We start from the raw sequence: 24,194 nt of genomic DNA, 5'->3' as shown, positions 1-24,194 counted from the left end.
GCCGCCTGCCATGTCTGCCAGCGTGCCGGTGGTGTCCATACAGGACGTCACCCATCGCTATGGCGGGGTCGCGGCGCTCGATGGGCTCTCCCTCGATATTCCCGCCGGGCGCATGGTCGGCATCATCGGGCCGGACGGCGTCGGCAAATCGACGCTCCTGGCGCTGGTCGCCGGATCCAAGAAGATGCAACGGGGCAAAGTGATCGTCCTGGGCGGAGACATCGCGGATCTGCGGCACCGGCGGGAGGCATGCCCGCGGATCGCCTACATGCCGCAGGGTCTGGGCAAGAATCTCTATTTCGAGCTCAGCGTACAAGAGAACGTCGATTTCATGGCCCGGCTCTTTGGCCTCACCGTCGCCGAGCGCCTGGCCCGCATCAGGGTATTGCTGGACGGCACAGGGCTTGCGCCCTTTCCCGACCGTCCCGCCGGCAAGCTGTCGGGTGGAATGAAACAAAAGGTGGGGCTCTGCGGCGCGCTGGTGCACGACCCCGACCTGCTCATTCTCGATGAACCGACGACCGGCGTCGATCCGCTGTCCCGTCGGCAGTTCTGGGCGCTGATCGACGAGGTCCGCGCCGGGCGCCCCGGCATGAGCGTCATCATCTCGACGGCCTACATGGACGAGGCCCAGCAATGGGACTGGATCGTGGCCATGGACGCCGGACGTGTTCTCGCGACGGGCACCCCCGCGGAACTGATGGCGCGAACCGGCACGACGGACCTCGAAAAATGCTTCATCGCCCTGTTGCCCGAGGAAAAACGCACCGGCCACGTCGATCTCGCCATACCGCCGCGGCCGGCCGGCAAGCGCGAAATCGCCATTGACGCCGAAGGGCTGACGCGGCGCTTCGGCAGCTTCGTCGCCGTCGATCATGTCTCCCTGACGATCGAGCGTGGAGAGATTTTCGGCTTCCTCGGCTCCAATGGCTGCGGCAAATCCACGACCATGAAAATGTTGACGGGATTGCTGCCGCCGACCGAAGGCAGCGCCAGGCTGTTTGGTCAGTCGGTCGATGCCGGCAGCATCGTGGTGCGAAAGAACATCGGCTACATGACGCAGGCGTTCTCGCTCTATGGCGAGCTTACGGTCCGGCAGAACCTCGTTCTCGACGCGCGCCTCTATCACATGCCGCCCGACAGGGCCAAGGCGCGGATCGAGGAGCTTGTCGAGAAATTCGGGCTCGGCCCCTATCTCGACGCATTGGCCGGCGCGTTGCCCATGGGCTTGCGCCAGCGCCTGTCGCTGGCGGTCGCTGTTCTGCATGGCCCGGAATTGCTCATTCTGGACGAACCCACGTCGGGCGTCGATCCCGTTGCACGCGACAGTTTCTGGGAATTGCTGATCGACCTCTCGCGCCGGCAGGGCGTTACGATTTTCGTGACCACGCATTTCATGAACGAGGCAATGCGGTGCGACAGAATCTCGCTCATGCATGCGGGCAGGGTCCTCGCCGCCGACGCGCCGCGGAAACTGATCGAGGCGCAAAACGCTACCACCCTGGAAGACGCCTTCATCGCCTATATGGAGGATGCGATCGGAGAGGCGGCGTCCGGCGCGCAGGGCGAGGCGAAGCCGGACATCGGCGGATCGCCGTCAGCCGCCGCGCCGCCGCATGAGGCGCCCTCCGGGTCTTCATTGCGTCTGGCGCGGCTGCTCGCCTACAGCGTCAACGAAACGATGCAGATCCTGCGCGATCCGGTCCGCCTGGCCTTCGCCTTTGTCGGCTCGGCCCTGCTGATGCTCATCTTCGGGTTCGGAATCACGACGGACGTCGAACATATTCGTTATGCGACCTTCGATCTCGACCAGACGTTTGAAAGCCGGACCTATCTCGAACAATTTGAGGGCACGCCGCGATATTTCACGCAGATGCTTCCGGTCCGCTCGGCCGGCGATGCGCTGGCGCGCATGCAGTCGGACAGGATCTCGCTCGTTCTGGAGATGCCTCCGAATTTCGGTCGGGATCTCCGCAGGGACTCAAGGCCGGAAGTTCTTGCCGAGATAGACGGCGCGGACACGTTCCGTGGCGAAACCATCGCGCAATATGTTCAAGGCGTCCAGGACGAGATCCTGCGCAATCCCCCAAGCGGGCTGGAGATCACCCCGCAGAAATACACCGCAAATTTCCAGGACCGCTATATGTACAACCCGACGTTCGAAAGCGTCTATGCGATGGTGCCCAGCATCCCGCCGATCCTGCTCATCCTCATCCCGGCGATCCTGATGGCGGTCAGCGTCGTGCGGGAGAAGGAACTGGGCTCGATCATCAATTTCTACGTGACGCCGACCGGCCGGCTCGAATATCTCCTGGGCAAGCAGCTTCCCTATGTCGCGATCGGCATGATGAACTATGCCGTCCTGGTGACGATGGCCCTCATCGTCTTCGATGTACCGCTCAAAGGCAGCTTTCTGGTCCTGACGCTTTGCACATTGCTGTATGTCGTCGCCACGACGGGCATCGGCATGGTCATCTCAACCTTCACCAGCAGCCAGGTCGCCGCCGTCTTCGTAACGACGATCATCACGCTTTTGCCCACCATACAGTTTTCCGGCTTCCTGCAGCCGGTCTCGACGCTCGCGGGCCGGGCGCGGTTCGTAGGGACGATCTGGCCCACGACCTATTACATGCATGCCAGCAAGGGCGCCTTCACCAAGGGCCTCGGCGCGGATCTCCTGATGCAGGACGTCATTTTCCTCGGGTGCTGCATTCCCGTTCTCTGGACCGTGAGCGCGCTCATACTCAGGAAGCAGGAGAAGTAGCGGTGTCCTCGCTCATCAACATTTTCTGGCTCGGCATCAAGGAATTGCGAAGCGTCGGCAGCGACCTCGTGATGATCTTCTTCGTCGCGTATTCGTTCACCGGCGCGATCTACGCTCAAGCCACCGGCACATCCAGCGAGGTCAACAACGCGTCGATCGCCTTTACCGACGAGGACGGGTCCGCATTGTCCGGACAATTGATGGATGCCTTCTATCCGCCGCGCTTCCAGACGCCCCAGGCGATCGCCGCGGCGGACGTCGAAACCGCGATGGACGAGGGACGGTTCATGTTCGTCGTCGTGATTCCACCGAGGTTCGAAGCCGATCTGCGCGCGGGGCGCCACCCCGACGTGCAGTTGAACATCGACGCGACCGCCATGCAGCAGGCCGCCATCGGCGGCGGCTATATCAAAAATATAATCGGCGATCGCATTTCCAGCTTTTTCAGGCGCTCCGACGCATCGGCGCAACCGGCGATCAATCTGGTCATTCGCCGGCTGTTCAATCCCAACGGAGAGACATCCTGGTTCGCGAGCGTCGTCGCGATCATCAATCAGATCACGCTGCTCACGATTGTCCTGACCGGCGCCGCGGTGATCCGCGAGCGCGAGCACGGAACATTGGAGCATCTGCTCGTGATGCCGCTGACGGCCTTCGAGATCGCAATGGCAAAAGTCTGGGCCAACAGTCTCGTCATTCTGGTTGCAACGGCGCTGTCCCTCTATCTCATCGTCATGAAGGCGCTGCACGTGCCGTTTGCCGGCTCGATTTCCCTGTGGTTCCTGGGCGTTCTGCTCTACCTGTTTTTCGCGACGGCGCTGGGTCTCTTCCTGGGCACGATTTCCCGTTCGATGGCGCAATTCGCGCTTCTGATCATCTTTGTCAACGTCATGCTGCAACTTCTTTCCGGCGGATCCACTCCTGTCGAAAGCCAGCCGACCTGGCTCCAGTACATGACCTTCTTTCTTCCATCGCGTCATTTCGTCAGCTTTTCCCAAAAGATCATTTATCGCGGTGGCGGAATCGACGCCGTCTGGCGTCAATTCGCAATGGTCGGCGCAATCGGCCTGGCGTTCTTTGTCTACAGCCTGGCGCTCTTTCGAAAATCGATAGCCGTGACCAAGTAGGACCGAAAGCGATGAACGGCGCAACGCCATGTGACGGAGAGCGGCGGGTGATGGGCGATCGTCGGAATGCAGGGCGCGCGGCTCGCCACGCGCCTCTCGTGCTCGGGGGCGGAATTGCGGCGTTCTGGATGGCGTTGATGCTGAATGGCTGCGCCGTGGGGCCCGACTTCGTCGCGCCGAAACCCGAAATTCAGAACAACTGGATCGAAAGCACTGATCCGCGGGTCGTGACCACGGGCGACGTGATGAGTCACTGGTGGCGAACGTTCAACGATCCGACGCTCGATCGATTGATCCAGATCGCCGCGACGCAGAATCTGCCGGTCCGGATTGCCGGCCTCAGGATTCTGGAAGCCCGGGCGCAATTGGGCGTCGCGATCGGCAGCATGTATCCACAAACGCAAGAGGGCTTCGGCGCCGCGCAGGAAAACCTGATCAGCTCGCGTCTTGCCAACCAGGCCAATCTCCAGCATTCCTTCGCCAGCTTCGCTCTCGGCTTCGACGCAAGCTGGGAACTGGATTTCTGGGGGCGCTTCCGGCGCAATGTCGAGGCCGCCGGCGCCAACATGGGCGCCACGGTCGCGGATTATGACGACGCACTGGTCTCGCTCACTGCCGAGGTCGCACGCACCTACGCCATGATACGCACCTACGAGGTATTCATTCAGATCACGCGCGAGAACGCCCGCGTCCAGAGAGAGGGCCTGGACATCGCCACGTCGCGCTTTCGCAACGGTGCCACCTCCGAACTCGACGCCAGCCAGGCGCGCACATTGCTGGAGAGCACGCTTGCCGATATCGCGCCGTTGCAATCCAGCGAACAGCAGGCAAAAAACGCTCTCAGCACGCTGCTGGGGCGCCCCCCGGGCAGCGTCGACGCGTTGCTGTACGGCCCGCAATACATCCCGACAGCATCCAGCAAGGTGGCGGTCGGAATACCGGCGGAATTGCTGCGGCGGCGGCCGGACATCCGGGCCGCCGAGTTGAGAGCGGCGACGGAGAGCGCGCGCATCGGCGTCGCCAAGGCAGACCTCTATCCAAGGTTCACGCTCTTCGGCGAGATCGGCGTGCAAAGCAGCAGCATGTCCACCTTCCTCGCACCCGGCAGCCGGTTCTTCACGACCGGGCCGGGCTTCAGATGGCCCATTCTGAACTACGGACGGCTAACGAATAACGTTCGGGCGCAGGACGCGCGTTTTCAACAGGCGGCCGTCACATACCAAGATACCGTGCTCAAGGCCCAGCGCGAGGTCGAGGATGCGCTGATCGGTTTTCTCAAGGCGCAGGACAGCGCAATCAATGCGCAAAGATCCGTGCAGGCCGGGCAACGCTCGGTGCAGTTGTCGCTGACACGGTATCGCGAAGGAGCCGAGGATTATCAGCGCGTCGTCGATTCGCAGCGGATTCTTCTGCAGTCGGAAAACAGGCTGGCTGATACGCAATCTTCCATCGCGACCTATCTCATCGCGCTTTATAAGGCTTTGGGCGGTGGGTGGGAGGTCGGGGCGGGAAAGCCGATCATACCCGAAGCCATGCAGGCCGAAATGGCGCGGCGTACTAACTGGGGAAAATTGCTGCCGGCCCACCCGCCGCCGGCGACGGACGAATTGGCGCCCCCAACCCCGGCGGGTAACGCCCCGATTCTGCGAAAGCCCATCTGGTGACAGGTCGCTCGTAACGCGTGGCGAAATGGCACCGAGGTTCGTGGTCGACGCCACCGCCTCCAGATCCTCCGAGGGGAGAAACTCATGGGAAAGAACGAAAAATCTTCAGCCTCCGACGCCACGCTCAGCCAGGACGGTTCCCCTGGAACGGAAAAGCTGCGCCGGAAAGATTACGAGGCGGAACTGGCGCGGCTCCATGTCGAACTCGTGCAGCTCCAGGAGTGGGTCCGGCGCGAGAAGAAAAAGATTTGCATTGTCTTCGAAGGCCGCGACGGTGCCGGCAAGGGCGGTGTGATCAAGGCGATCACCGAGCGGGTCAGTCCGCGCACCTTCCAGGTCGTGGCGCTGCCGGCGCCCACCGAGCGGGAAAAATCGCAGATGTATGTGCAGCGCTATCTGGCGCATTTGCCGGCGGCATCGGAAATCGTAATTTTCGACCGAAGCTGGTACAACAGGGCCGGCGTCGAGCGGGTCATGGGCTTTTGCACCGAGAAGGACGTCGAGGCGTTTTTCAGGGGCGTAACCCTGATCGAACGGGCGATGGTCGATTCCGGAATCATTCTTCTAAAATACTGGCTCGAGGTCAGTCGGGACGAACAGACCAGGCGTCTCGAATCCCGGATCAATGACGGCCGCAAGACATGGAAACTCTCCGAAATGGATCTGAAATCCTATTCGTGCTGGCATGCCTATTCGCGCGCACGTGACGAGATGTTCCAAAAAACGGATACGGGGTGGGCTCCGTGGTACATGGTCCGGTCCGACGACAAAAAGCGCGCACGCCTCAATATCATCACACATATGCTGGGACGGATCCCCTATGACAAGACGCCGCGCCGAAAGGTCGAACTTCCGAAACGCGACAAGGCCAATGGCTACGTCGAACCCGATTACACATCCAAGCTGATTCCCGAATTGTTTTGACGGGGCGCCTTCGCCAGACTGCCGATCAGCGCGATCATCTCCGCATGGGCTTGTGTTGCCGGATTCCGCTTGACTGTCTGGTCAACAATGCCGGCACCGCGCATCATGACAGCATCGAGAACACCACCGAAGACGCGTTCGATGCCCTCTATCGCGTCCATCTCAAGGGCGTCTTCTTCCTATGCGCAATAGGAAAGGCTGGCCTTCAATATTGAGGAATTTTCAAGAGCATGTTTGCGATTGGAAATGAAGCAAGGCAGGAAGACTGATTTCTTGGTGCAGGCATCATAAATGGGTCTATCCAGCCCCTGATGACCCACCGCGATCGTCAGTTGCCCCGACGGGTCGTGCTTGCTTTGGAGGAAGCAACCGTCAGGAAGTCGGCCTGACGATGAACCGTTCGCGGTATTCGGCGGGAGAGAGGCCCGTGAGCCGAAGGAAAAGCTTCTTGAACGCGCCGACATCCTGATAGCCGACCTCCCACGCGATCCGGTCCAATGAGAGCACGGTCGTTTCCAGAAGGTCCCGTGCGCGCTCCACGCGCAGATGCTGGGCATATTCTCTCGGCGCAATTCCGGTCGCCCTACGGAAGCGGCGCAGGAAAGTCCGTTCCCCCAGCGCCGAAACGCGGGACATTTCTGCAACGCTTGCCTCGCGGGCCGCATCCGTGCGCAACCAGTGCTGGACGGCCAGGATCGCGCGATCTCCATGGGTGAGAACCGGGACGAACTGCCGGTAATGGCGCTGGTCGCGCCTCGGTGGATCGATCAGCAGGTCGCGTGCCGTCTCGGCCATGACGGCCGATCCCAGCAGTTTTTCGATGAGGCGAAGACCAAGATCGGGCCAGGACATCACGCCCGCGACGGTCAGGATGTCGCCGTCGTCCACCAGCAGCCGGTCGGGATCGACACGGATGGTGGGATACAAGGCCCGCAGCCGCTCGGCGGACTGCCAATGCGTCGTCGCTGGCCGACCGTCGAGCAAGCCGGTGGCAGCAAGCAGGAACGTGCCGGCGCACACGGCGGCAAGGATCGTGCCGTTCGTGTGGCAGGTTCGCATCCATGCCAGAAGGTCGCCCATTGTCTCGGGTACGGGTGATCCGCTCAGGGCAGGGGGAAGGATGATCACGGCAGGCGCCGTGGCAGGGCGCCGATCCTCCGCGATTGTCGTGACGCGGAGCAACGGCCCGTGCCGGTCGAAATGCGTTCGGGCCCGTTCGTCGGCGACGGCGAACAGATCGGCCATGCCGTGCAAGGCAGCCTGCTGCGCGCCGGGATAGGCGACGAGAACGATTTCATGCAGCGCCTGTGTCGTCATGTGTCGGATATGACCATGATTTTGTCTTTCCCGCCACTGGGGCGGCGGTCACAGCGCCGCTATTCTGGCCGCATCAGAGCAAAAGGAAGCGGATATGACGGACAAGGCCCTGATCATCGTGGACTTCCAGAACGATTATTTCCCCGGCGGGCGTTGGGAACTGGTCGGTATCGAGCAAGCCGCCGCCAATGCGGCACGCGTGCTGGCGGCCTTCCGGGAGAGGGGATTGCCGGTCATTCATATCCGGCACGAGTTTCCTGCGGTGGATGCGCCGTTTTTCGCGCCAGGGTCGGACGGTGCGCACATTAACGCCGCCGTCGCGCCGCGAGAGGATGAGACGGTGGTGCTCAAGCATCACCCGAACGCGTTTCGGGACACGCCTCTGAAGGCGCTGCTTGATGAGAAGGGCATCAGGATACTGACGATCCTCGGCGCGATGAGCCATGTCTGTATCGACGCGACTGTCCGCGCGGCGGTGGATTTCGGCTATGAGGTGACTCTGATCCACGACGCCGTTGCCACCCGCGACCTCGCGTTCAATGGGGTCGCAGTTCCTGCGGTTCATGTCCACGCCGCCTATATGGCCGCGCTGTCCTTCGCCTATGCGACTGTGCTGTCTACGGATGAAAGCCTCGGAACATGAACGACAACGAAGCCACCATCGCCCGCGTCATCCGGGCTGGAGACTACACTGGCAGCAAGGCATGGGATGCGCTGGAGCTCGAAAGCTTCGCCGATGTCACCGTTCGTCTCCACTGGACCGATCATCCCTATGTCTGGCACGTGAACGACGGTCCGGAAGTGTTCGCAGTGCTCGACGGGGTGGTTGAAATGCATCTGCGGCATTCCGGTGGAGAACAAGTGTTCCGCCTGGAACCTGGCGATATTTTCCGTGCTCGCGAGGGTGATGAGCACAAGGCGATCCCGCTGGGGGCTGCGCGGATTCTCGTCGTCGAACGGAAGGACAGTATATGAGCATCGCGCGAACGTCTGGACTGCCCGGTATGGATCGACGCGAAAACGAGGGGCGCGTCTCTCTCCAGCATGAGGAATATTCTGGTGATTTCATAATAATGATGGAGAATTAACATAATGAAAAATAAAAACGTCATTGTTTTTGATATCGATGGTACATTGACGGACAGCGTAAGTGTGCATCAGTTTGCATTCGGATCTGCTTTACAAAATTTCAAATTTCCCGCACTTCGAACCGATTGGAGCAGTTATAGGCATCACTCCGATAGTGCAATTCTGACTGAAGCATGGGAAGAGGCCAACCTTGAAGGGAAGGCAGATATGCTTCGACTTGAAAGAGAATATGCACGCTTTTACGATGAAGCCGTTAGGAAAACGCCCTTCTCCGAGATCAGAGGTGCGCGCCGCTTCATTGACTATATGCGTAAGCAAGGTTGGATTGTCGTATTCGCGACGGGAAGTCTGCGCTACGGTGCTTTGCATAAGCTTTCAGTGATCGGTCTCGATGGTGAGTCAGAAATATTGGTTACGGCATCTGAATTCGAGACGCGTGAAGAAATCGTTGGCCGTGCTGTCGAACTCGGTTCCGCCGCAAATGGAGGGCAAAAACCCCATCATGTTATTTCGATCGGTGACGGTGTTTGGGATCTGACAACCGCCCGTAATCTGGGGTATGAATTTTTGGAATTGATAGTGGGAAGAAGAAATTATTGGAAAATTTTGGTGTCGTGATGTATAGAGATTTTGATGATCTCTATGAAAACGAGCGATCATCCTTCGAAATATTGAAGTAATATAAAATCCGCTCCGCGCGCATCGGCACCGATTTCGCACGGAATCCCGAGAGGCCATGCATTCCTATGAGACAGACTGTGTAGCCAATACCGAAGTGGCCCCCATCCTGAGGACCAGAGGCGGCCGAATCTAAGTTGGACGATCTGGCTCTGCGGATCCTTTCTCCCCAGGCATCGCTGTGGCCAGGCTGTCTTCCCGGACCGCCATCGGCGTGCAGTAGCCCAGCGCCTGGCGCAAGCGCGCCGGCTGGATGTGTTCGACCGCGGATATCCGGGCGTGGCTGGCGGAAAACCCGGTCAGGATCACGCGGAAAGACGGCCGCAAGCGGCGGCGCGCCGTCAGCCCCGCATGGCGTCGCGGATCTTCCGGTCGGTCTTGTACTGGCTCAGCGCGTAGACCGACCAGATCGCGGCGGGAATCCAGCCGATGACCGTGATCTGCAACAGCAGGCAGATGATTCCCGCGACCGGGCGCCCGATCGTGAAGAACTGAAGCCAGGGGAGCACGAGGGCGAGAAGCAGGCGCATCGATGGTCCTCAACGCTGGATGGCGGGGCCGGCCGCCGGCCTGACCGGTTTAGGCGACGCCGCGCGGGACGGCAAGCCATGCCGCGCGCCAAGCCGTCAGAGGACGCCCCCCAGCACGGTCGGATCGAAGGCCGCCCTGATGTCCAGCCCCTTCGCGATCAGCCCGTACGCGGCCAGCCTGCCATACAGGGCGGCCGTGTCGCGGATGACGCCGTCGTCGATCGCCACGTCCTCCAGCCGGCTGGCCGCGACGGACCGCCGGGCCACGGCGTCGGGCAGATGGGATATCTTGGCCAGGGTCCGGGCATACAGGTCACGATGGGCCCGCGCCCATGCCGTCGCGCGGGCGATGCGCCGTTGCAGATCGACGATCGCCGCGCGCTTGGCGGCCAAGGCGTCGCGATGCGCGATCCCGAACACGTAGAAGGGCAGGATCCCCGCGCCGTCGGCCAGGATCCGGTCGCCATCCACCTCCTGCCCCAGCGCGATATAGGGTTGCCAGGTGACCCAGGCATCGACCCGCCCCGTGGCCAGCGAAAGCTGGGCGACGTTCTGCGCCGCGCGCACCACATGGACATCCGCCGCCGTCAGGCCGGCCTGCTCCAGGCGACCGTACAAGAGGGGCTCGCCCAGTCCCGCGGGGCTGAGGATCACCCGCTTGCCCTTCAGATCTCTGACGGTGGCGATGGCGGAATCCCCGCGCACCAGGATGGCCGCGCCCTGGCCGCCGGTGATGTTGGCCCCGACCGCCACGATGGGGGCGCCGGAGGCGTAGGCGAACAGAAAGGCGACGTCCCCGGCGCGGCAGAAATCGATCGCCCCGGCGTTCTGCGCCTGAAGCAGAGGCTGGGCCTGGGTGAATTCCTTCCATGCGATGCAATAGCCGGTCGGCGCGGCCTCCCCCGCCGCCTCCAGCAGCGAACGCAGCGAATCGTTCTGGTCGCCCACCGACAGCATGATCGGTTCCGCCGCGGCGGCGAGGCCGGCCGTGAAGACGTGGCCGGCAAGGGCGCCGGCACCGGCGAGGCACAGGCGACGCGGGATCGGCATGGCGCCGTCACCAGGAATAGCGCAGCTTCGCATAGAAATACGATCCTTCGGCGCCATAGATGGACGCGGTGCTGTAATTGGGATTGATCTGATAGAGCGGCGACGCCGACTGCGCCTTCGCGTTCAGCACGTTCGGCCGCTTGTTGAACACGTTGTTGCCGCCGATTTCCGCAACCCAACGCGGTCGGAAGCGATAGGCGATGTCGAAATCCATCAGCCATGCGGGGCTGACCGTCTCGTCATAAGCCGGTCCCTGGTTGGACAGGTTCTTGGTCGCGGAATAGCGGAACACGCGCACCGTCGTCGCGACTGGGCCATAGGTCCAGGTGCCCGTGAAGCGGAGGGTATTGCGGGGATAGATCGTGGTCAGGTTGCCGATCTCGTTCCGAAACAGCGGCTGGACCGCCGAGCCGAGGTTGATGGCCAGGGGGTTGATCCGTTTGATCATGTGCTGCTGCTGGTTCATCATTGCGCCCCACAGCACCGTGCCGGCCTTGCCGAAATCGGTCAGGTAATGGGCCTGGATGTCCATGCCTTCGGTTTCGGTATGCGCGGCGTTGCGCATGAACGTATATTGGTAATAATTGCCGTCGTTCGGAACGGCGCCGCTGGCGTGAAGGATGTTCATGACCTGTGCGCCGGTGATGCCGTTGCCGGACACGGTCAGCGGGATGATCTGGTTGAAGATGTCGATGCGGTAGATATCCAGCGACAGGTCGAAATTGCGGATCGGCGTCAGCACCAGGCCGACCCCGAAATTATGCGACGTCTCCGGCTTCAGGGGTGACGCGCCCAATGCCCGGGCGCCGATATTGTTGACGGACGAATAGACGTTTGTCGTGGTGATCAGCGCGTTGTTCGCCTGGGCGTTGGTGGAATAGAACGTCGCCTCGCTCTGGAAATATTCCTGTTGCAGCGTGGGGGCGTGGAAACCGTTGCTGGCCGACCCGCGAAAGGCCAGCCAGGGCGTGACCTGGTAGCGGGCCGAGATCTTGCCGCTGGCGGTGTTGCCGAAATCGCTGTAGGTTTCGTTGCGGCCGGACAACTGGACCGACAGCGCCTTGGTCAGTTGCTGGTCGAATTCCAGGTAGAACGCGCCGTTCATGCGCGAATAGGTTCCGGCGGCATTGGGATAATAGGCCCCCAGGCCGGCGGCGCTGGGCAGGGCCTTGGTGCCGTCGGGAAAGACATAGCCGCCATCGACCCAGGCCGCGCGTTCGCCGGCGCCGATTTCGTACTGGTTGTAGCGATATTCAAGACCGCCCGATACCGACAGGGGATATTTGAACAATCCGGTATCGAACTGGCGGCGGAGGTCGTAATCCACCATCAGTTCCGAATTGGTCAGCGTGCCCAGATAGAAATGATGCGGGCTGGACGGGCCGAGGGAGACGTTGATGGAATCGTCCAGCCCCAGCGCCGTCTGGTCCCGCCCGTAATTGACGCTGAAATCCCAGGCCCAGCCCAGGAAATCCTTGCCGCGCAGTCCGGACGTGAACTGGAAATCCTGGTCTTCGGTCGAGATGATCGGCAGATAGCCCTCGGGATAGACGCTGACGATGTTCTGCGACGAATTGGACGGCCGGTACCAGCCGGGTTCGTAGGCGGTGCGGTGGGCATAGGTGGCGAAGGAATAGAATTCCCCCCAATCGCCCAGCGGGATCGCCATGTCATAGGACACGGCCTGCTTTTCCGTCTCCGGCACGCCGTAAAGCTGGCGGTAGCGGTTGCCGTATTCGCGCGGATCGAGCTGCCCGCCGGCCAGCAGGGGATAGAGCAGGGTGGGCGTGCCGCCCTTGCTCATCGGCGCGTATCCCGCCGTATTGGTCCATTGGTTGCCGATAATGTCGGCGCCGAGGTTGAAATAGCCGCCGGCATTGCCGATCCTGAACCCGTCGTTGAAGAACAGGTTGCCGCCCCGGCCGTAATCGCCCAGCGTGCCGACCGTCGAGGCGTACTGGTCATAGCTCAGTTCGGCGGAACCGCCGTGATCGGCCTTTTTCAGGATGATGTTGATCACGCCGGCGATGGCGTCCGATCCGTACTGGGCCGCCGCGCCGTCCTTCAGGATCTCGATATGGTCGATCGCGCTCATCGGGATCATGTCCAGATCGACCGGCGACTGTCCCTGCATGGCGCCGCCGTAGAAGATCGACGCGATGGTGTGGCGCCGCTTGCCGTTGACCAGGACCAGGGTTTCGTTCGACGGCAGGCCGCGCAGGGACGCGGTCTTGGTCGTGAAGCCCAATTGCCCGGGATAGCCGGGCGTGTTGTTGATCGACGGATCCAGCAGGGCCAGCGCGCTGCGCAGGTTGGGCTGGCCGGTGCGTGTCAGGTCGGTATGCGACACGATGACGATCGGCGACATGCTGCGCGAGGCGCGCACCGCACCGCGCGTGCCCGTCACCACCACCTGTTCGCTGTCCTGCTGCCGGGATTGCCCCGGGGCGGGGCGCGCGGTGTTCGCGACCGTCCGCCGCCGGGCTGCTTCGCCGGGCGCGGATGCGGAAGGCGCGGGCCGGGGCGTGGCCTTCGCCTTCGCCGTGCCGTCATCCGCGATCGCGCGCGACGTGGACAGATGCAGCGACGCCAGGGCCAGGATCAGGCGCGTGGCGGTCCGTTCGATGGACGGCGGCGTGGGGGCGAGATTCTTTCTTGTCGATTGCATTCGTCTGCTCGATTGATTGCGGCGTGCGGGCCCGATGGGGGGCTGCGGGCGCGGACGGTCAGGGTGTGGCCGGGTCCGGCAGGCCCAGATTCTCGCGCAGCGTCCGGCCGGTATAATCGGTGCGCAACAACCCCCGGCGCTGGAGTTCCGGCACCGCCAGGCGCACGAAGTCGCGGATGCCGTCGGGGGCCGAGGTGAACATGATGTTAAAGCCGTCGGCGGCGCCGGTGCGGTACCAGCCTTCGATATCGTCGGCGATCTCGCGCGCCGTGCCCACGATGATGCGGTGCCCGCCCCGGGTGAAGTGGCGCAGCACGTCGCGCGGGGTGGGGCGGTCGCGGCGGATCCAGTCCACGATCAGCGATTGGCGGCTCTTATGGCTGTTGGTTTCCGTGACCTCGCCCAGTTCGATCGGGCGGTCCCGGGGCAATGCCGACAGATCGACGCCCAGGCTGGCATAGGCCGATAGGCCGCGCAGGCTGTCGCCATGGTCCAGATAGCGCAGATAGGTCTCGAATTTGGCGCGCGCGTCGTCGTCGCTTTCGCCGACGAAGGGCGCCAGGCCCGGCAGGATACGCAGATGCGCCTCCCCCCGCCCGTGGCGGGCGGCGCGGTCCAGCACGTCGGCGCGATAGGCGCGCCCGGCGGCGGGGTCGTATTCGGCGGTGTAGATGACCTCGCCGATGCGCGCCGCCAGGTCCCGTCCCGGCCCCGAGGCCCCGGCCTGGGCCAGCACCGGGCGGCGCTGGACGGGCGGCGGCGCGTTCAGCGGGCCGGCGACGCTGAAGAAATGCCCCTTGTGATTCAGCGGCCGCACCAGCGCCGGATCCAGCCAACGGCCGCTCCGCTTGTCGCGCAGCAAGGCGCCGGGGGCGATGCTGTCCCACAGCCCGGTGACGACATCGACGAATTCATGGGCGCGTTCGTAGCGGTCGGCATGGTCCGGATGGCGCGACAGGTTGAAATTCTCGCCCCCGCCGGTGGCGGTCACGACATTCCAGCCCGCCCGTCCGCCGCTGAGCCGGTCCAGCGAGGCGACGCGGCGGGCGATGTTGTACGGTTCGTTGAAGCTGGTGCTGGCGGTGCCGATCAGGCCGATATGGCGCGACGTGACCGCCAGCGCCGCCAGCAGGGTAAAGGTGTCCCAGCGCGGCAGCGCCGGCGTGTCGGCCACCGCCGCCGGGTCTGGTACCGGCAGCACGTTGTCGTACAGGAAAATGGAATCGAAGCGCCCCTGTTCCAGCAGATCGACGTACTCGCGATAGCGCGCGAACGTGATGTCGGCGTCCACATCCTCGCCCGGCGCCCGCCAGGCATCGCCGTTGGTGGCCGACCCGGTCAGATAGGCGCCAAGCGCAAAGGTGCGTTTCGGTTCGGTCATCAAGGTACTTTCTTGCGATCGGAAAGGCCGGCGACGGGTTGCGGCAGCCGGAATCACAAGAATTCACGCATGACGATGACGTGAAGACAAATTTAATTTTTACATTTATTCTATATTAATCGATAATTATATTGGCAATATTAATGTATCCGATGAATTTTACCGGATTATCCGGGCGGTCTGCGGGGCTATGCCGGCGCCGGGTGCCGGACCGGCATGCGCGCCACATCGGGACGGGGGCGACCAATCCCAGGGCGGTGAAGAAATCGGCGATCCGCTGCTGGGCGGCCAGGGCCTGCGGGGTGATCGGCTGCACCCGGTAGCTGCGGCGCGCCGCCCATCCCCCAGCGTCCTACCCCCCGGGCGAACGCCCGTCGCCCGTCGCCCGGCGGGGGCGGCGCTCACGCGGCCGACCGCGCGGCGTCGTCCGCCGCCACCAGGGCGCGCACGCGCGGGATCAGGTCGCGGCCATAGGCATGGGCGTCGGCGATGGGGTCGAAGCCGCGGATCAGGAAGGTCGTGATCCCCAGCCGGTGGTAATCCAGCATCGCGTCCGCCACCTGGTCCGGCGTGCCGACCAGCGACGTCGAATTCCACCGCCCGCCGGTCGCGGCGGCCACCCCGGTCCACAGCCGCTTGTCCAGCCGTTCGCCGCGCGCCGCCAGTGCCTGCAGGCGGCGCGATCCCTCGTTGGTGGGCAGGCTGTCGGCGGCAGGGCGGGCGCCGGCGGTGTCCAGCGCCGCCGCCGCGCCGGCCGTCGCGGCGTCGCCCTGCAACGCGACGATCCGGCCGCGGATGCGGGCCGCCTCGGCCCACGCCGCGTCCTCGGTATCGGCCAGGATCGGACGCAGCGACAGCGAAAAGCGCGGCGGCGGCCGGCCATGCGCGGCGGCGGCGGCCCGGACCCGGGCGATCAGTTCCGCGACCTGGTCATAGGTCTCGCCCCACAGGGCATAGGCGTCGGCATGCCGCCCGGCGACGGCGATCGCCTCGTCGGACACCCCGCCGAAATAGATCGGGATGCCTTCGGGGCGGTAGGGCTGGACCTGCGACTGCGCGCCATGGATGCGGTAGAACGTGCCGTGATGGTCGAAGGGCGCGGCGGCGGTCCATTCGCGGCGTACGATGTCCAGATATTCGGCGGTGCGCGCATAACGCCGGGCCTTGGTGGTGTTGTCGCCGTCAGCCTGCAATTCGACGTCGCTGCCGCCGGTGATGATATGCACCGCCACCCGCCCGCGCGTGATGTGGTCCAGCGTCGCCAGTTGCCGCGCCGCCAGCGTCGGCGCCACGAAGCCAGGACGGTGCGCGATCAGCAGCCCCAGCCGACGGGTCGCGGCGGCGGCATGCTGCGCGATCACGATGCTGTCGGGCGAATTGGAATGGAAGGCCACCAGCACCCGGTCGAAACCGGCATTTTCATGCAAGATGGCGGTGGTGGCGATATAATCCGGATCAACCGCCGGGCCGCCGCCCGGAATGGTCTCGGACTGGTTGCGCCCGGCCACGTAGCCGATGAATTCGACAGGCATGTCGCGTCCCCGCATTGGACTTCCCGAAGGAAGGCAGGATAACGCCGTGCCGCCGCGCCTGTCGCGACAGGATCTTTCAAGTGTCGCTTTGCGCGGGCTCATGCCCCTGGTGGCGCGGGCGGGCGCATTCAGATCTGCGGTAGCATCACCTCCGCCGCGAAGGGGAAGGAGCCTTCGCCAGACTGCCGATCAGCGCGATCATCTCCGCATGGGCTTGTGTTGCCGGATTGCGCAGATCATCGACGGTATGGGCGTCCGCCAGCCGGGCAAGCGTCGTCAACGTGCGGATTTTTCTCCGGCGCGCGCTTTTCAGTTCCGTCGGACGCCAGGTGAACAGGATCCTGGACAGTTCACCATCGCCGAACAGCCTGTTGAGTTCCGTAATGAACGTGTAGATCAGGAAAAGCACCGCGATCCAGATCTGGACCGCCAGGAACCGGCCCCATATGAAGTTCGCGGTAACGTATTCCGGAAGTCCTCTTGCCGTGCCGCCATGAATCAGAAATTCGATCAATCGTTCAAGAATGCGTGCCGCAGCGGTCGCCAGGAAATATATGCTGCTTTTGAACAGGACCGGCTTGATGAGCGGCGCATTGTCGAAACGATGGAAGAACGGCAGCGCGTTCGCGACCAGCACGGCTTTCCCCACGATCAGCGCCGCCGTTGTCGCCAGCAGGTGGTTGGCGAATTGAAGTCGATAATGTCTCAGAATCAGGTTCGTGGTAAGGACGATCAGATTGAACCCGATGGCGAAGAATATCATCGGCGGAAGCGCTTCCTTCACCTCCTTCACGAGGAAGGAGACGATAGATGACTTGGGCATTGGGATGCGTCCTCGATACCACGTTGATCGTCTCTCACGGATGGTGTCCGAAGGGCAGGGGACATTCTCGACCGGTGCCGGCTTCTCGATCTGTGGATTCTTGCCGGTATATGGGCTGCGATTTTGCACGCCCGAATGTCGGCCCGAATATCGGGGCCGGTACGGCCGCTCGGGTGAACGTTTTGACACTCCGTCGGGTTGCGGTGCCCGGCGCCGGGGCGCCGGGGGAGGACGGTGTTACGCCGGCCCCCCATCCAGCCCCAGCCCCAGCGCCTGGGCGGCGGCCGTCGCCACGTCGTGCCGCAACTGGATGATCTGCCGCCCGTGCCTGTTGGACGGATGCACCCGGTTGGTCAGGATCAGCACATAGGAATCGCTCCCCGGGTCCATCCACAGCGAGGTACCGGTAAAGCCGGTATGGCCGAACGACCCCACCGGAAACACCGCGCCGCGCGGGGTGGAATAATGGGTGGCGATGTCCCATCCCAGGCCGCGCAGGTCGGTCCTGCCGGCGGGCTGCTCCGGCGTGGTCATCATCTCCAGCGTATCGCGCTTCAGCGGATAGGCGCTGGGCCGCCCCGCCCGCCGGTCCAGCAGCGCCTGGGCATAGAGCGTCATGTCGTGCGCGTCGGAAAACAGCCCGGCATGCCCCGCGACCCCGCCCATGCGCCGCGCCGTCGGGTCATGCACCACCCCGCGCAGCATCCCCGCCTGCGGGTCGAACTGGGTCGGCGCGATCAGCGGCCGCAACGCGGCGGCCGGAAGAAACCCCGATTGCCGCATACCAAGCGGCGCCAGGATGCGGCCCGCGGCATAGCGGTCCAGCGTCATCCCGCTGACCCGCTCCACCAGCAGCCCCAGCGTGATGAAGTTGATGTCGCTGTACACGAACGCCACGCCCGGCTTCTGCGTCGGCACCGTCAGCATGACCCGCCGCACCGCCTCGTCCTTGCCGTGCCAGTCCGTCGACAGGTCCAGGTCCGGCGGCAGGCCGGAATAATGCGTCAGCAGATGCCGGATCGTGATGCCGTCCTTGCCGTTGGCGGCAAACTCCGGCAGGTACCGTGCCACCGGTTCGTCCAGCGTATAGGCACCCTGCTCCCATAATTGCATGACCGCCGGGGCGGTGATCGTCGGCTTGGTCAGCGACGCCATGTCGAAATGCGTGTCCCAGCTCTCCGGCTCGGTCTCGGGCACCAGGGCGCGCTGGCCGTACACGCCGCGATATACGACCCGCCCGCCATGCCCCACCGCCGCGACCACGCCCGGCACGTCCCCGCGCTGCGCCGCGCCGTGCAGCAACCGGTCTACCGGCGCGAAATCGGCGCCGGTCGCGCAGGATGCGACGCCCAGCGCGCTCATCGCCATCCCCATCGCGCCCATGCCCCGCAACATGCCGCGCCGATCCAGCCACGGCGGGGGCAGGGGGGCATCGTCGGTCTGGGGCATGGGACTGCTCTCACACGAATGAAATTGCGGCACCGGCGCCATGCCGGCTGCCTTTGCCAGATGGCGACCGGTGCTTTACAATTCTTAAATGGCCCGCAAGCCGGGTGGAATGACGAAGAGGTCTCGATGCATAAGAAAGTGGCGGCAACGCTGTCGGTCGTCCTGCTGGCGGGTCTGGCCGGCCCGGTGCGGGCCGAACCGGGCGGCTGCCTGAAATATGGCGCGGTCGGCGCCGTCGGCGGCCATGTCGCGCATCACGGGGTGCTGGGCGCGGTAAGCGGCTGCGCGGCGGGCATGTATGTCCGCCACGAATACCGCAAGGAAGCGCGCGCCAAGGCCGCCCTGTACGACCAGGAACATCCCGGCACCAAGGGCACCTACGAACAGAAGGCCACGGCCTATGACGTCGAACATTCGACCGCGCCCGGCCAGATGACCCCCAAGCCGGCCGCCCCGGCCGCCGGCAATCCGAACGGCAACGCCTCGTTCTGATCCCGATCCCGCGCGGCGGGGTGCCAGACCCCGCCGCGCCCCGGATCTATCTTTTCCCGCATCCCCTACGCCAGCCTGGCATAGCGCAGGTCCCGCGCCAGCCAGCACCCGACCCGCAGCCCGCTGACCGCGCCGTCCGCGCCGCGCGTCACGTGGATCGTCCATCGGCCCGGCGCCGGCGCGTCCATGCTGCGCCGGCACGGCATGATCCAGACATCCTCGCCCACCGCATGGATCGGCTGCATCGGTCCGTCGCCCAGAAAGCCGCTGCAGGCGACATAGCCGACATCGTCGCCCGCCATGACGATCTCCAGGCTCGCATCCAGCTCCGCGCAATGATACCGCCCGCCGATATCCGGGCGCGCCGCGCCGCCGACCCGCCCGGCTTGCCCGCGGAAATTCTCGCCCGGCCGGTCGATCGCAATCATCGCGCCCTGGCGTGTCAGGGTCATGCCGCCGGCACGGGCCACATCGTTGCCATCCGGGGCCAGGCGCTCGGCCAGGGTGCCGAAATGCGCGTCCAGCCGCGGTCCGCGCGCGCGGACCGTCAGCAGCAACCCGCTCTGCGGTTCCAGATAGTCGCCGTTCCATCCCGGATCGCTCCGTCCGGCCGGGCCGGCCGCCGCCTCCGGCAGCGCCAGCGCCGCCTTCATGATCGCGGACGCCGCCCCCCGCGCATCGTGCTCATGGTTGAACATCACGACGACCGACAGCCGCGCCGCCGCCGCGTGCAGGCGCTGGCAGCGAAAGCCGCGCAGCGCGCCGCCATGCCCGGTCACCGCGACGTCGCCGATCCGCTCGTGGCCCAGCCCGAAGCCATAGCGCGCTGGCGTCCCGTCCGCGAAACGCGTGGGCGCCGCGAGCCGGCGATACAACCCGTCCGCGTCGTCGCGTGTCCGGTCGATGAAACATTCCCACGCCAGCATGTCGTCCAGGCTCGCCGACAGGCCGGCATCGCCCGTCCAGAAGATCCTGTTGGCCGCCGGAAAGAAACCGACCGTGCCATTGCCCTCATAGCCGACCACCCCGCCGGCCGATGCCGCCGTATCCGGGGTGAAGCGCATCGTCTCCATGCCCGCCCGCGCGAAGATCCGCGACTCGTACAACTCCCCCAGCGACCGCCCGGCCTCCGCCTCGACGATGTCCGACAGGATCCGGAAATTCCCGTTGGAATAGGAATAGAGCAAGCCCGGCGGGAAATGGGTGCGCCGCATCCGCGCGAACAGCGGGGCGGCGTCCACCCGCCGGAACCGGCCTTCGGCATCCGCGCCGTGCAGGACCGTCAGCGCCCAGTAATCGCGCAGGCCGGACTGGTTGTGGCAGAGCTGCGCAATGCTCGGGTGCGGCCCCTCCAGGTTGGGCAGGTGGGCGGCAACCCGCCCGTCCAGCCGCGCGGGGTCGCCGACCAGGTCCAGCAGCACGGCGCAGGTGAAATGCTTGCTGATCGAGCAGATCGGCAGAGGGGTCGCCTCCGTCATCGGCAGCCGGCGCCCGAGATCCGCATAGCCCCAGGCCTGTTTCAGGACGACCCGCCCGTCCTTGACGATCCCCGCGACACCGCCGGGCCCCCTGAATCGCTCGGGCAACGCCCGAACGAACCGCCCGGCGGCATCAAGATCGAATGCTCCCATCATGTCCTCGCGTCAGGCGGCCGAAAAAACCAGTCTACTCACATGCCCGGCGCAGACAAAATGCGATCAATTCTTATTCTCAAAATTCAAGATGAAAGCGCGCGCAACACCACCATTTCCCATAATCACCGCACCGCCCCCACCAACGCGAACGGCACCCCCTGCGGATCCACGCACTGCACGATCCAACTGCCCCCCGGCACCTGCTGCGGCCCATGAACGACCTGCCCACCACCCGCGCCGACCCTGGCCACCGCCGCGTCGATGCCCGCCACGGTAAAATAATAGAGCCACCCCGGCGCCACGTCCGTCCGCGTCATCATCCCGCCCGCCGGCACGCCATCTATCGCGAAAATCTGATAGACACCCATCGGCCCCATATCGATGGCGTCTCCCTTGGTCCAGCCGAACAACCCGGCATAGAACGTAAACGCCCCCGCTTGGTCCGAGGTGCTGAGTTCTCGCCACCCGACATGCCCCACCGCCATCGGCGCTGCTTCCGGCCTCGGACCTTCCCCCTGCCCATGAAACAGGGCAAACACGGCGCCCTGCGGATCGCTGACGACCGCAAAGCGGCCGACAGCAGGAATGTCGCGCGGCGCAACATATATCGCGCCCCCCGCGGCCTGGATCGCGCCCGTGACGGCATCGACATCCGTCACACCGATATACCCGATCCAACTCGGCCGCGCGCCCATGTCGCTGGCGGCTTGCGTCAATTCCATCAAGCCGGCAACCGGGACATCCTGAGCACTCAGCAGAGTATAGTTCATCTCCGGCATTCCGGCGTCCTTGACGCCCCAGCCAATCACGCTGGAGTAGAATGCCGCAGCCGCCGTCGATTCTCGGGTCAGGAGTTCGTACCAGACGAATTTATCTCGTAGGGTCGACATGACGCTTCTCCCAGCATCCCTGTCCGATGTTCCGAAGACGCTCGACAGGACCTGTTTCACCCAAGAGCATGGTGGTATGCGCGAGAACCCGCTTCAACCCCTCCTTTCATTCCCAAGTAGAGCCTACAGGACGGAAATTACGGCCGCCGGCAGGTCCGCGACAGGAGGAGGCAGGCTCTCATTCGGAACAAAATCTGTTCCACCAAGCCTGTTAACATTGCGGTATTTGTGGATTGCACTTTCCCGTCCTGAAAAGGACGTGGCGTCCCATAGGGGAGAAAAATCTTCTCCACACCAATTTATTGATTAATAAAAACAATGAGTTGCGTTCACATCGCTAGTGCCACCAATTAGTGCCACGGGCTGGTGCTACTCGTCAAACTTCAGGCGGCGACTATCTCACCGATTCTCGCGATGTCCGCCATTATCGCCACCCCATGCTCGTCGCGTTCGAGTGTGACCAGCACCGCAAACCGTTCGTCGCCAAGTGCCGCTTCAAGCCACCTCGTGAGGTCTGCCTCTGTCGCTCCGGCCGCTGCCCGTTCTTCAAGCTCGTCGTGAAGTGGGCCGCGCGACATCTCGTCGAACCAATCTTCATATTCATGCCCGTGCCAGCGGAACACCTTCGGCTCGGGTCGCATGACCCGGATTTCCGCGTCGTAGATATCTTTGCCGAAGTCCTTGTGATAAACGGCAGATTCCTCGGTCATCGCTCGTTCCTTTCCTTGTGATGGTTTATCGACATGCGCTCAACCCTCTCTGAGCCGCATCTTTATGTCCGCTATCAGTTCCGCTCTGATGCTCTTCTGTAATTCCTCGGTCATTTCCATCGACAACACCTCAGCCTCACCGGCGTCCATCTCGACCGGCACGCCGTTCTTCGAAATACTGACAGAAGAAATACTTATCGCTCCCAGCAGCCTATCCGCCAAAATCTCCGCCTCTTCATCAGACACGCCGTTGGCATTCCCATTTTCACTTGTCACTGTTCGCTTCCTTACTTCTCACTGTCGCCCGTCCTCCTTGGTTGCGACAAGAAAACCGTAGTACGAACCGCCGCTAGCGTCAAATACACGACAAGACCAAAAAATCACAACAAAGCATATACCTCACATCATCATATTATAACCGACAAAATACATGATGTTTTCATGAGCCGCTTCGTGAGTTTATGAAGGCTTCCATGCACCATATAGGCTCGGAATTTGAGCATAAGTATCTATAATATCACGATTAAATGTGCGCATTTGACTTCTGACACCCCACGAGCCCTTCCGCCATGTTAACTCATGAATTACATGAAAAACGGTCATGAGTTCTCTCATCAATTTATGATGCCTAACCCTGTCGAGCGCGCCCAACATTGAAAAATGTTTTAATAAAAACTTCGCCCCCACCTTGACCCCCACCACCATCCGCAATCCGGGCTTTCTTGCTGTCTCATGTGCGATAATTGGCGGAAAACCGGGAGTTTTCTGCCATGAGCAAAGAGATTTCAGACAGTGTGCGGCTGACATATCTGAACGATGCAGCCTTCTGGCGCAGGCTGATGCGCAAGCTGTCGGCGGACCTGCGGGATATTGAGAGCGCCGACAAGGCGCTGTTGGCAAAGCGTCCGGTCCGCACAGAAGTCGATTTCGATGCGATATCAGCGAAAGAGGAAGCTCGGACGACGGAACTTAAGGAAGCGGTCAGGAAGGCGAAGGCCCTTCCAGATGGTTGGTTCCGATGGACGAAGACAAGCAAAAATAAGGAGTTAGCTATCAAAGCAGCCCGCCATGCGCTCCGGGTCTGGCGTGCGACCGGGCGCGACAGATTCATGCGTTCCGAGTTCGCCAGCGTCGAAACCATGAATCGCCGCCGGGCGCGGAAAACTGCCAAATTTGATGCGCGTGCGGATGTCCGGGCGGCATCTGCCCGGCTGGCCGCTATGCCTGGGGTGCTGGCCGAGGTCGATGGTGCGGCCAAGGCGGACGAGGCATTGTTTGCTGCGCTGGCACCAGTCGTGCGGGACGATGGGCGTATCATCAAAATTCATATCGGACCGGCGTTCGACCTGCTGCGCCAGAGGGCTGTCCTGCTGGCGGCGATGATGGAAGCGTCGGCGGAAGCAGAACCGGAACATACAGAAAAGGCCGGGAAACCTGATGATTTCCCGACCTTTGATTAGTTGCTGACCAGT

At 63.2% G+C, this 24,194-nt stretch carries 24 protein-coding genes; 10 read left to right on the top strand and 14 right to left on the bottom strand.

The features are described from left to right. The first annotated feature begins 10 nt into the window (after nt 1-10). The 4 genes from rbbA (at nt 11) to ppk2 (ending at nt 6,479) form a co-directional block, all read left to right on the top strand. Entirely contained in the window at nt 11-2,764 is a 2,754-nt protein-coding gene (gene rbbA / locus QN315_RS08400; RefSeq protein ID WP_323992914.1) for a ribosome-associated ATPase/putative transporter RbbA, read from the top strand. Nucleotides 2,765-2,766: 2 nt separating this feature from the next. Then, nucleotides 2,767-3,891 carry an ABC transporter permease gene (locus QN315_RS08395; RefSeq protein ID WP_176639167.1) on the top strand — a complete coding sequence of 375 codons (1,125 nt, stop codon included), beginning with the start codon at nt 2,767-2,769 and terminating at the stop codon, nt 3,889-3,891. A gap of 11 nt (nt 3,892-3,902) precedes the next feature. Further along, nucleotides 3,903-5,555, top strand: a complete 1,653-nt coding sequence (locus tag QN315_RS08390; protein ID WP_323992913.1) for an efflux transporter outer membrane subunit — start codon at nt 3,903-3,905, stop codon at nt 5,553-5,555. Between the two features lie 84 nt (nt 5,556-5,639). Further along, entirely contained in the window at nt 5,640-6,479 is an 840-nt protein-coding gene (ppk2, locus tag QN315_RS08385) for a polyphosphate kinase 2 (protein WP_323992911.1), read from the top strand. Here the strand turns inward: ppk2 and QN315_RS08380 are convergent. Further along, nucleotides 6,446-6,640, bottom strand: a complete 195-nt coding sequence (locus tag QN315_RS08380; protein WP_323992909.1) for a hypothetical protein — start codon at nt 6,638-6,640, stop codon at nt 6,446-6,448. The genes ppk2 and QN315_RS08380 overlap by 34 nt on opposite strands. Between QN315_RS08380 and QN315_RS19590 the strand changes: the two genes are divergently transcribed. Continuing rightward, nucleotides 6,593-6,694, top strand: a complete 102-nt coding sequence (locus QN315_RS19590; RefSeq protein ID WP_342630255.1) for a hypothetical protein — start codon at nt 6,593-6,595, stop codon at nt 6,692-6,694. The two genes, QN315_RS08380 and QN315_RS19590, sit on opposite strands and share 48 nt — an antisense overlap. A gap of 157 nt (nt 6,695-6,851) precedes the next feature. Here QN315_RS19590 and QN315_RS08375 read toward each other — a convergent pair whose 3' ends face one another. Then, on the bottom strand, nt 6,852-7,796 hold the full coding sequence (locus QN315_RS08375) for a helix-turn-helix domain-containing protein (RefSeq protein ID WP_323992907.1): 945 nt from the start codon (nt 7,794-7,796) through the stop codon (nt 6,852-6,854). A gap of 94 nt (nt 7,797-7,890) precedes the next feature. Between QN315_RS08375 and QN315_RS08370 the strand changes: the two genes are divergently transcribed. The 3 genes from QN315_RS08370 (at nt 7,891) to QN315_RS08360 (ending at nt 9,503) form a co-directional block, all read left to right on the top strand. After that, nucleotides 7,891-8,439, top strand: a complete 549-nt coding sequence (locus QN315_RS08370; protein ID WP_323992905.1) for a cysteine hydrolase family protein — start codon at nt 7,891-7,893, stop codon at nt 8,437-8,439. Continuing rightward, a complete protein-coding gene (locus QN315_RS08365) occupies nt 8,436-8,771 on the top strand; it encodes a cupin (RefSeq protein ID WP_323992903.1) in 336 nt (111 codons plus the stop codon). The genes QN315_RS08370 and QN315_RS08365 overlap by 4 nt, the downstream gene beginning before the upstream one ends. Before the next feature lie 117 nt (nt 8,772-8,888). Continuing rightward, complete coding sequence (locus tag QN315_RS08360; protein ID WP_323992901.1) at nt 8,889-9,503, top strand: HAD family hydrolase; 615 nt, start codon at nt 8,889-8,891, stop codon at nt 9,501-9,503. A gap of 401 nt (nt 9,504-9,904) precedes the next feature. Here the strand turns inward: QN315_RS08360 and QN315_RS08355 are convergent, their stop codons facing one another. From QN315_RS08355 to QN315_RS08320, 8 genes are all read right to left on the bottom strand, one after another. Beyond that, the gene (locus QN315_RS08355) at nt 9,905-10,093 is read right to left on the bottom strand and encodes a YqaE/Pmp3 family membrane protein (RefSeq protein WP_176639173.1); all 189 of its coding nucleotides are present in this window, start codon (nt 10,091-10,093) and stop codon (nt 9,905-9,907) included. Between the two features lie 96 nt (nt 10,094-10,189). Next, nucleotides 10,190-11,143: an ABC transporter substrate-binding protein gene (locus tag QN315_RS08350; protein ID WP_323992899.1), complete on the bottom strand. Its 954-nt coding sequence runs from the start codon at nt 11,141-11,143 to the stop codon at nt 10,190-10,192. Nucleotides 11,144-11,150: 7 nt separating this feature from the next. Further along, entirely contained in the window at nt 11,151-13,811 is a 2,661-nt protein-coding gene (locus QN315_RS08345) for a TonB-dependent receptor domain-containing protein (RefSeq protein WP_323992897.1), read from the bottom strand. A 58-nt stretch (nt 13,812-13,869) separates the two neighbouring features. Further along, entirely contained in the window at nt 13,870-15,192 is a 1,323-nt protein-coding gene (locus QN315_RS08340; protein WP_323992895.1) for an LLM class flavin-dependent oxidoreductase, read from the bottom strand. Between the two features lie 115 nt (nt 15,193-15,307). Beyond that, complete coding sequence (locus QN315_RS08335; RefSeq protein WP_323992893.1) at nt 15,308-15,508, bottom strand: hypothetical protein; 201 nt, start codon at nt 15,506-15,508, stop codon at nt 15,308-15,310. An 85-nt stretch (nt 15,509-15,593) separates the two neighbouring features. Beyond that, nucleotides 15,594-16,724, bottom strand: coding sequence for an LLM class flavin-dependent oxidoreductase (locus QN315_RS08330; protein ID WP_323992891.1), 1,131 nt, complete (start codon nt 16,722-16,724; stop codon nt 15,594-15,596). Between the two features lie 145 nt (nt 16,725-16,869). Further along, complete coding sequence (locus QN315_RS08325; protein ID WP_323992889.1) at nt 16,870-17,676, bottom strand: hypothetical protein; 807 nt, start codon at nt 17,674-17,676, stop codon at nt 16,870-16,872. A 108-nt stretch (nt 17,677-17,784) separates the two neighbouring features. Beyond that, the gene (locus tag QN315_RS08320; RefSeq protein ID WP_408904608.1) at nt 17,785-18,996 is read right to left on the bottom strand and encodes a serine hydrolase domain-containing protein; all 1,212 of its coding nucleotides are present in this window, start codon (nt 18,994-18,996) and stop codon (nt 17,785-17,787) included. Nucleotides 18,997-19,122: 126 nt separating this feature from the next. On the opposite strand from QN315_RS08320, the gene QN315_RS08315 reads away from it, so the two are divergent. Next, on the top strand, nt 19,123-19,488 hold the full coding sequence (locus QN315_RS08315) for a hypothetical protein (RefSeq protein ID WP_246285785.1): 366 nt from the start codon (nt 19,123-19,125) through the stop codon (nt 19,486-19,488). 65 nt (nt 19,489-19,553) lie between these two features. Here the strand turns inward: QN315_RS08315 and QN315_RS08310 are convergent, their stop codons facing one another. From QN315_RS08310 to QN315_RS08295, 4 genes are all read right to left on the bottom strand, one after another. Continuing rightward, the gene (locus QN315_RS08310; protein WP_323992887.1) at nt 19,554-21,122 is read right to left on the bottom strand and encodes a D-aminopeptidase; all 1,569 of its coding nucleotides are present in this window, start codon (nt 21,120-21,122) and stop codon (nt 19,554-19,556) included. A gap of 122 nt (nt 21,123-21,244) precedes the next feature. Beyond that, nucleotides 21,245-22,012 (bottom strand): VOC family protein, encoded by a 768-nt coding sequence (locus QN315_RS08305; protein ID WP_323992885.1) that lies wholly within the window; start codon nt 22,010-22,012, stop codon nt 21,245-21,247. A gap of 383 nt (nt 22,013-22,395) precedes the next feature. Beyond that, entirely contained in the window at nt 22,396-22,722 is a 327-nt protein-coding gene (locus QN315_RS08300) for a hypothetical protein (RefSeq protein WP_323992883.1), read from the bottom strand. A gap of 39 nt (nt 22,723-22,761) precedes the next feature. Continuing rightward, nucleotides 22,762-22,998 carry a hypothetical protein gene (locus tag QN315_RS08295; RefSeq protein ID WP_323992881.1) on the bottom strand — a complete coding sequence of 79 codons (237 nt, stop codon included), beginning with the start codon at nt 22,996-22,998 and terminating at the stop codon, nt 22,762-22,764. A gap of 494 nt (nt 22,999-23,492) precedes the next feature. On the opposite strand from QN315_RS08295, the gene QN315_RS08290 reads away from it, so the two are divergent. Beyond that, nucleotides 23,493-24,182 carry a hypothetical protein gene (locus QN315_RS08290; protein WP_323992879.1) on the top strand — a complete coding sequence of 230 codons (690 nt, stop codon included), beginning with the start codon at nt 23,493-23,495 and terminating at the stop codon, nt 24,180-24,182. Nucleotides 24,183-24,194: the final 12 nt, after the last annotated feature.

The sequence above is a fragment of the Nguyenibacter sp. L1 genome (assembly GCF_035199985.1).
Classification (GTDB): domain Bacteria; phylum Pseudomonadota; class Alphaproteobacteria; order Acetobacterales; family Acetobacteraceae; genus Gluconacetobacter; species Gluconacetobacter vanlangensis.
This window is presented reverse-complemented; position numbering and strand designations above follow the sequence as displayed.

Bases quoted from the DNA above. Each gene is read 5' to 3' on its own strand.
- rbbA (WP_323992914.1), top strand. From the start codon at position 11: ATGTCTGCCAGCGTGCCGGTGGTGTCCATACAGGACGTCACCCATCGC.
- QN315_RS08390 (WP_323992913.1), top strand. From the start codon at position 3,903: ATGAACGGCGCAACGCCATGTGACGGAGAGCGGCGGGTGATGGGCGAT.
- ppk2 (WP_323992911.1), top strand. From the start codon at position 5,640: ATGGGAAAGAACGAAAAATCTTCAGCCTCCGACGCCACGCTCAGCCAG.
- QN315_RS08380 (WP_323992909.1), bottom strand. From the start codon at position 6,640: ATGGACGCGATAGAGGGCATCGAACGCGTCTTCGGTGGTGTTCTCGAT.
- QN315_RS08375 (WP_323992907.1), bottom strand. From the start codon at position 7,796: ATGACGACACAGGCGCTGCATGAAATCGTTCTCGTCGCCTATCCCGGC.
- QN315_RS08370 (WP_323992905.1), top strand. From the start codon at position 7,891: ATGACGGACAAGGCCCTGATCATCGTGGACTTCCAGAACGATTATTTC.
- QN315_RS08365 (WP_323992903.1), top strand. From the start codon at position 8,436: ATGAACGACAACGAAGCCACCATCGCCCGCGTCATCCGGGCTGGAGAC.
- QN315_RS08360 (WP_323992901.1), top strand. From the start codon at position 8,889: ATGAAAAATAAAAACGTCATTGTTTTTGATATCGATGGTACATTGACG.
- QN315_RS08355 (WP_176639173.1), bottom strand. From the start codon at position 10,093: ATGCGCCTGCTTCTCGCCCTCGTGCTCCCCTGGCTTCAGTTCTTCACG.
- QN315_RS08350 (WP_323992899.1), bottom strand. From the start codon at position 11,143: ATGCCGATCCCGCGTCGCCTGTGCCTCGCCGGTGCCGGCGCCCTTGCC.
- QN315_RS08345 (WP_323992897.1), bottom strand. From the start codon at position 13,811: ATGCAATCGACAAGAAAGAATCTCGCCCCCACGCCGCCGTCCATCGAA.
- QN315_RS08340 (WP_323992895.1), bottom strand. From the start codon at position 15,192: ATGACCGAACCGAAACGCACCTTTGCGCTTGGCGCCTATCTGACCGGG.
- QN315_RS08330 (WP_323992891.1), bottom strand. From the start codon at position 16,724: ATGCCTGTCGAATTCATCGGCTACGTGGCCGGGCGCAACCAGTCCGAG.
- QN315_RS08320 (WP_408904608.1), bottom strand. From the start codon at position 18,996: ATGCCCCAGACCGACGATGCCCCCCTGCCCCCGCCGTGGCTGGATCGG.
- QN315_RS08315 (WP_246285785.1), top strand. From the start codon at position 19,123: ATGCATAAGAAAGTGGCGGCAACGCTGTCGGTCGTCCTGCTGGCGGGT.
- QN315_RS08310 (WP_323992887.1), bottom strand. From the start codon at position 21,122: ATGATGGGAGCATTCGATCTTGATGCCGCCGGGCGGTTCGTTCGGGCG.
- QN315_RS08305 (WP_323992885.1), bottom strand. From the start codon at position 22,012: ATGTCGACCCTACGAGATAAATTCGTCTGGTACGAACTCCTGACCCGA.
- QN315_RS08300 (WP_323992883.1), bottom strand. From the start codon at position 22,722: ATGACCGAGGAATCTGCCGTTTATCACAAGGACTTCGGCAAAGATATC.
- QN315_RS08290 (WP_323992879.1), top strand. From the start codon at position 23,493: ATGAGCAAAGAGATTTCAGACAGTGTGCGGCTGACATATCTGAACGAT.